A 6940-nucleotide genomic window follows, 5' to 3' on the forward strand; every position below is an offset into this window, starting at 1 on the left:
CGTCAATACTGTCTCAGAACTGCTACCAGAGCGAATGGTTCTGTGGACAGATTTTGCAACGCCCAAGCTAGCTAATCGAAAAATGATCCCAGGTCTACAAGCCATAGCCGAGGTTATCGGTAAGGCAAAAGGGCAAAACCTTTTGGCTAGCGGCCTGCGGTTTTAAGCCTGCTGAGCCTGTCTCCAACAACGACTGCTCTAACTCCACCAGATACACGTTGGTAAAGAGGCGAGCAATCACCTCGCGCCCTTGAGCCGTCACGGCTAAGTACCTCAGTGCTGCCTGAATGAATGGATACACCACATACCAATAAAAGTGAGGATAGTTAGCCCGCAAGTCGGCCACAGATTCATATCCCAGCACGGTGTTCGTTCCTGTTTCTGCAAATTCGCAAAATAGAGATGAGAGCTTCTTGAGGTAATCTGAATCGCTCAGCTGCCCCAGCAGGTCAGCGGCTCGGCATAGCCCCGGCAAATCGTTGGTGGTTTGATATTTAGACTCGGGCGGCACAGGAAACCGGGTGTGTTCAATGCAATCTACGACGACATCAACATCGACTAGGGACTGATCTGCCAACCGATGGCGGACAAACCTCTGGCCCCGGCTCACGTGGTAGGGGGTCAAACTAGCATCCGTTGAGCGAGATGACAGCGCTACCCAGTCGTCTCCCTGCCCGGTGACAAAGCGGTTGATCGCCACGTTGTCGCCAGGACAAATACCTTTTACATAGCCAATGTCATGGCAGAGCAGGGCGACCATAGCGTTGAGCCAGTCTTGGGGAGTTAGGTCGTGGTGTTGCAGATAGCGCCCTGCTAAAATCGTCTGCCCCACCAGCATCACTTGCAGAGTGTGATCAGCGTTGTGATAGGGAGCATCAGTGCCTTGCAGGTAAGGGATAATCTCGTTGGCCAGGGTTGTAAAAGATTGCCAATAGCTCAGCGCGGTACAGCCAAACATGGTACTGTAGCTTTCCCAAAGCCGGCTTTCTACAGACTTAAAAAGGTTTTGAGACATGATTTCCCTCCATTTATTCAATGCATAGTTAACCGAGTCAAATTGGCACCCTAGGGAGAGAGAACACAACCACAATGTTCCTGCTTGAAGCAATTTAATCAACCATAAAAACTCATTACTTGAGCGAAGATTTCCAGCAATAATCTTGCCTTAGGAAACCGTCATAAAAACCAACTGACTGCTGCAAACCTCTTAAAAACTCAGAGTTTCTCAACAACGAACGGGGTTTTTGCCAGGCTTAGATAAAGTTTAGCCAAATACATAGGGGCTGAGTGTGATTTTTATGATTTCACAAACCCGTATTATCACTCTTGAGTGTGATCTGGATCAGCTTTGAACTTATTTGCCAGCCCTAGAATAATTCGTAAATTCTAGCCTCCGTCGCTTTTCTACTAACCAAGAAGGAGCGAATTCCTTTTCATGCAGTTCAAGAGGCATTCGTAATGCAAGATAAATTGAAGACACTCGATCTAGAAGAAATTACACCTCAGGCTGCGCTCATATTTGTCGATGATGCTCTTTACAACACTGAAGGAAGACGCCTTAACGATTTAGAAAGCCGCATATTTCTAGGCTCTTGGGAAGGAAAAACCTACGAAGAGATTTACCCAATCAACCCTGAATACGTTGAGAAATCGGTGGGCTATAAGCTTTGGAAAAAGTTGTCGATCGCCCTAGGTGAAAAGGTCAGCAAAAAGCGCATCCGCGGCGCAGTGATGCGTCATTATCGCGGCACAGACAGCCTTTTATCTGCCAAAGACTGGGCCAAAGAGGCGAAATGTGTAACCATCTGGCAGGCTCAATCATCTCCAAGTGATCCACTGCTGATGCAGACATTAAAAGGTTGCTTTGAGAGCCTGGGCTACCAGGTGCACTTTAACGTCAGCGAGCACAGCTTAGCAGAGTTGAGCTTATCGCCACTTAACAACCTAACTTGGCCTGAGGTGCAGTATAACGACGTGCTGGTGATCACAGTTTCGGACAGAGAAGCTGCAATTAATGAAGTCGCCACTGCGAGCAAGTGAGGCAGCAGACGCTTTAGCTATGGGCTCTGCCGCTGCTGGGCGGCGCTCAAGCACAACAATGACCCGCTCCACCAGCCGCTATAGCACTGCTCTAAGTATTTATTCCCTTAGACATATTCCTGGTGTCGTAGTAGACAATATAAGATCCTTTCAGCAATTTGCACCCATTTGCCCTATTTCTGGGGTTTACAGCTTTTTTGGGGGCTGCGCTTGTCTAACAGCTAGCGGTTGCAATGGGCGATCGCTCTTTGCAACGGGGCCAATTCAAGGTTTGCACCATCAGTCTTGTTATGACACCCCCAGAGCGAATAGTTCTATTGGTCAGTAGCTCGCCTGGACAGGCCGATCGCTTGAGGCAAATGCTGCAGCACGAGGCAGCTTTCTCCTACCAGGTAGTTGGCTCCTCTGGTGATGGCCAGACAAGCCAAGACCAGCTGCTACAGGTCGATGGCATTTTGCTTGACCTTTACCCCTCAGATGGGGATAGCGGAGATCGGCTCAAGCAGCTGCAACAGTCGTGGGGAGAAGCTGCGCCCATAGTTGTTGTAGGCGAGAACGATCTTAAAACGGCTGTGGCAACTCTTAAGGCTGGAGCCGCCGACTATTTGGTGAGAGATCAGCTCACTCCCGAGGCGCTAAGTTTAGCGCTGCGATCGGCGATGTCTGAAGAGAGTGCCAAACCTAGCGTCTCAGCAAACTTAAACCATCAGCCCAGCACCGCCTCGCTCGAAACCACAATTGCTACCCCCCAGCCGCCCTACGCAGAGCTGGTCGCCGCCCTGCCGCAGATTGTGTGGATAGCCGATCGCACCGGGAGCATCAACTATTGGAACCAGCGCTGGTATGAGTACACTGGCCGCAGTGCAGCCGAACCGGTGGAGTCGGCTGGTGGTGGCTGCCAACCCCACGACTATGACCCCACCCTGCTCACGTGGACCGAATCGATGATCGCAGGCCAGACCTTTGCCATTGAGCACCGTCTGCGCCGCCACGATGGTGTTTATCGCTGGGTGATGAACCGGGGTGTGCCCACGCGCGACCCCGACGGACAGCTCACGGGCTGGGTGGGCACCATGATCGACATCGATGACCAGAAGTACCTAGAGGAGCGCTTTCAGCTCGTTGTTCAAGCGGTGAATGGGCTGGTGTTTGACGTCAGCAAGGTGAGTCTAGACGGGGACGATCGCGTCTACCGCTCTGAGCAACTGTTCGATCTAGTTGGGGTGCCTGCCTCTGAGGCCCCACCCACATCGCGGTGGTGGGAAGACCGCATTCATCCCGACGATCGGCCACGACTGCGCCACCGCATGGTGGAGCTCTTCGCCAGCTCTAGCCAGCTCTACGAATTAGACTACCGGATTCGCCACGAGGAGGGTCGCTGGGTCGATGTCTGGGAGCGGGGCTGCCTGGTGCGCGATGAGCAGGGGCAGGTGGTGCGCGTGGTGGGTTCCACGGTCGATATCAGCCAGCAGCAGGCGGCCCTGCGCGATCGCAACCAGGCCGAACTGCGGCTGCGCAAGGTCCTGATTCAACTGGAAGCGGCTCTCTCTGCCGGGTCGGTCTACACCTGGTGCTGGAGTATTCGCAAGAATCGGGTGGTGGCTAACCGCAGCTTTGCCCAGCTGTTTGGCCTTGACCCCGAGCGCGTTGCTGCCGGGGTGCGCCTGGAGAAATTTATCACCATCATTCACCCCGACGACCGGGCACGGGTGGCGGCAGCTATTGACCAGGCGATCGCCACTGGCAACAGCTGCGCCGCCGAGTTTCGCATCTGCAATCCCCAAGGTGAGGAGCGTTGGGTAATTGCGCGCGGACAGGCCGAATACGACAGCGAGGGCAATGCCGTAATCTTTCCCGGGGCGCTGGCCGACATTAGCGATCGCAAGCGCGTCGAAATTGCCCTAAAGCAAAAAAATCAGGAGGCTGAAGCCAGCCAACGCACCCTCGATGCCTTAATGGCCTACATTCCCGAAGGCATTACCATCGCCGATGCGCCCGATGTGCGCGTTCGCCAAGTCAGCCGCTACGGGCAACAGTTGACTGGGCGCCCCTTAGAAGAAGTGGAGGGCCTGCCCGCCGCCGCCCATCCAGAAGCATGGCAGGTTTTTTCCACCGACGGCAGCCTCGCCACCCCCGAAGCGCTGCCCCTCACCCGCGCCGTGCAAAACGGTGAGGTCATTACCAACGAGGAATGGCTACTGCAAACCGCGGCTGGGCAAAGGCTGGTGCTGCTGTGCAACGCTGGCCCAATTTACAACCAGGAGGGCACAATTACTGGCGGCATTATCGCCTGGCGAGACATTACTGAGTTCAAACAGACCGAAATTGCCCTACAGCGCCACCAGGAACACCTAAATCTGGCCATGGCAGCCGCCCGCATGGGCAGCTGGGACTGGGATATTCAGCTTGATGTGGTGCAGTTTTCTGACAACGTAAAACGCCTATTTGACCTCGATCGCGATCGCGACGACTGCTACGAAAGCGTCATGGCTATGGTTCACCCCGACGATTTACCTCGGGTTGAACGCGCGCTGCATGACGCGGTTCATAAACAGGCCGAGTACAATGTTGAGTTACGGGTCATCAGGTCCGATGGCACGGTGTGCTGGATCTTGAGCTTGGGGCGGGTTTTCTATAGCGCTATGGGCATTCCGCTTAACATGACGGGCATTGACATCGACATTACCGATCGCAAGCAGGCCGAGCTAGCCCTGCAACAGACCACCGAACGGCTCAATGTTGCCCTCAAGAGCGCGCCGATTAGCTTGTTTAACCAAGATCTTGACCTGCGCTACACCTGGATTTATAACCCCACCCACGATCTAGACAAAGACCAGGTAATCGGCCAGCGCGACGAAGATCTGGCATCGCCGGAGACAGCGGCCCACTTGACCTACCTCAAGCGCCAGGTCATTACCACCGGCATCGGCCTGCGCGAAGAGGTCAAGGTGGTTGCCAACGGGCAAACCTCCTACTACGACCTAACCATCGACCCCATTCACGATGACCAAAACGCCATTATCGGCGTCACCTGCGCCGCTGTAGACATCAGTGAAAGAGTCCAGATTGCCACCGAACGTCAGCAGGCCACCACCGCCCTACAGGAGAGTGAAGACTGCCTGCGCATGGCGATCGAGTCGGCCAACATGGGCATTTGGGACTGGAACCTACTCACCAATCAGCTGAACTGGGACACGGGCTGTAAAGCCATATTTGGCCTTCCCCCCGAGGCCGACAGCAGTCCTGAGCGATTTTACGAAGGGTTGCATCCTGACGATCGCGATCGCATTCGACAGGTGATCGCTGAGTCGCTCACCCAGGAGACTGGCGGCAACTACGACGTGGAATATCGGGTGATTGGCCTGCAAGATCGGGTAGAACGGTGGGTGCGGGCCAAGGGGCAGACCTACTTTGATGGCGATGGCAACCCCCTGCGCTTTACCGGCACCATTCTCGACATCACTCAGCAAAAGCAGGCCGAAGTCGCCCGCGAACAGCTGCTCTGCCGAGAGCAGGCCGCCCGCGAAGCCGCCGAACGAGCCAACCGCATTAAAGACGAATTTTTGGCAATTTTGTCCCACGAGCTGAGGTCACCCCTCAACCCAATTTTGGGCTGGGCCAAGCTGCTGCAAACCAAAAAACTCGATGCGGAGAAAACGGCCCGCGCCCTCGAAACGATTGAGCGCAACGCCAAGTTGCAGACTCAGCTAATCGACGACCTCTTGGACATTGCCAAAATTTTGCGCGGTAAGCTCAAGATCGAACCTGCCTCGGTCGATCCGGCGTTTGTGGTTGAAGCAGCGATCGAAACCGTGCAGGCCGCAGCGGATGCCAAATCTATTCGCATCCAGACCGATTTGCCTGAGATTGGGCCCATTCAGGGCGACGGAGCGCGCATTCAGCAGATCATTTGGAACTTGCTGACCAATGCGATTAAATTCACCCCCGAACGGGGCCAGATCACCATTCAGCTAGCCCAGGTAGACCACTGGGCCCAGCTCAAGGTCACCGACACCGGCCAGGGGATTCGGCCGGAATTTTTGCCCCATATTTTTGAATCCTTTCGCCAGGCAGACGCCTCGATTACCCGTCAATTTGGTGGTCTGGGCTTGGGTCTGGCGATCGTGCGCTACCTGGCTGAGGCCCACGGCGGCACCATTAGCGCCGACAGCCCCGGCGAGGGCAAAGGGGCCACGTTTACCGTAAGTTTGCCGCTGCTCAACCAGCGCCCCAGCCCTCGGAAAATGGCTGTTTTGCCGGGGCAGATTGATCTGACTGGCGTACGGGTCATCGCCGTAGATGATAACCCCGACGGGCTGGCCTTGCTGACGCTCCTGCTGGGTGAATATGGGGCAGAGGTGATCGGTCTTGAGTCTGCTGCCGAGGTGCTGAGCAATCTAGCTAGCTTTCAACCCCATGTCTTGGTCAGCGACATTGGCATGCCCGGCATGGATGGCTATGAACTGCTCCGAAAAATTCGCGCCTTGCCGCCCGAACAAGGGGGGCAGGTACCGGCGATCGCCCTCACCGCCTACGTGCGCGAAGAAGACTCCCAAAAAGCGTTGGACAGCGGCTTTCAACGGCACCTGTCTAAGCCCATCGAACCCGATGCGATCGCTCGGGCCGTTGCCCAACTGGTGCAGTCATAGTTTTCTTGGGCTGGTGCGATCGAGCGGTGCGCACCTATAGGCTTAACAATTTCTGGTTTTAGCAGGTCGGGTTAGAGCGCAAATGCCCCCGGGTGCCGCTGCTGTTGGTGAAATATTTTTTGGCCCAGTTTTCCCTCTCCCTTGTATCTTAAGCAGCGGGACGGTAGACCGATGTCTCCCCGGTTTTAGAAACCGAGATTTAGTCCAGGTCACCGTTCTGCCATTGGTCAATAGCTCGAAAAATCGCCAGG

At 55.1% G+C, this 6940-nt stretch carries 3 protein-coding genes; 2 read left to right on the forward strand and 1 reads right to left on the reverse strand.

Going from position 1 to position 6940, the window contains the following annotated elements:
* Positions 1-94: 94 nt before the first annotated feature.
* The gene (locus NC979_RS23600; RefSeq protein WP_190520057.1) at positions 95-1015 is read right to left on the reverse strand and encodes an HD domain-containing protein; all 921 of its coding nucleotides are present in this window, start codon (positions 1013-1015) and stop codon (positions 95-97) included.
* 443 nt (positions 1016-1458) lie between these two features.
* Between NC979_RS23600 and NC979_RS23605 the strand changes: the two genes are divergently transcribed.
* Complete coding sequence (locus NC979_RS23605) at positions 1459-2040, forward strand: helix-turn-helix domain-containing protein (protein WP_190520059.1); 582 nt, start codon at positions 1459-1461, stop codon at positions 2038-2040.
* A 290-nt stretch (positions 2041-2330) separates the two neighbouring features.
* Positions 2331-6689 (forward strand): PAS domain-containing protein, encoded by a 4359-nt coding sequence (locus NC979_RS23610; RefSeq protein ID WP_190520060.1) that lies wholly within the window; start codon positions 2331-2333, stop codon positions 6687-6689.
* Positions 6690-6940 lie beyond the last annotated feature (251 nt).

This window comes from Leptolyngbya subtilissima AS-A7 (assembly GCF_039962255.1).
In the GTDB taxonomy this organism is placed as follows: domain Bacteria; phylum Cyanobacteriota; class Cyanobacteriia; order Phormidesmidales; family Phormidesmidaceae; genus Nodosilinea.

Bases quoted from the DNA above. Each gene is read 5' to 3' on its own strand.
- NC979_RS23610 (WP_190520060.1), top strand. From the start codon at position 2,331: ATGACACCCCCAGAGCGAATAGTTCTATTGGTCAGTAGCTCGCCTGGA.
- NC979_RS23605 (WP_190520059.1), top strand. From the start codon at position 1,459: ATGCAAGATAAATTGAAGACACTCGATCTAGAAGAAATTACACCTCAG.
- NC979_RS23600 (WP_190520057.1), bottom strand. From the start codon at position 1,015: ATGTCTCAAAACCTTTTTAAGTCTGTAGAAAGCCGGCTTTGGGAAAGC.